This is a genomic window from Herbaspirillum rhizosphaerae, assembly GCF_001189965.1.
Taxonomy (GTDB): Bacteria; Pseudomonadota; Gammaproteobacteria; order Burkholderiales; family Burkholderiaceae_D; genus Herbaspirillum; species Herbaspirillum rhizosphaerae.
In genome coordinates, this window is the sequence record NZ_LFLU01000049.1 from 1 (window position 1) to 217 (window position 217).

Below are 217 nucleotides of genomic sequence, written 5' to 3' on the forward strand. Positions count from 1 at the left end.
TGCAGGCTCGCAGCGCCGCCTGCACCGGGGCAGCTTTCGCGACGGCTTTCGGGACTGCGGCCGTCATCTGATGCGCCTGTGTCGCGTCCAGCTTGAAGCGACCGACCAGATTGGCCAGCGTCGCCGCCTGATCCTGCAGCGACTGCGCTGCCGCTGCAGGATCAGGCGGCGACTGCGCTGCCGCTGCAGCTTGCTCCACCAGCGCGGCATTCTGCTG

At 69.1% G+C, this 217-nt stretch carries 1 pseudogene; it reads right to left on the bottom strand.

Going from position 1 to position 217, the window contains the following annotated elements:
* Positions 1-217, bottom strand: a pseudogene (locus AKL25_RS24510) (hypothetical protein); the annotation flags it as partial.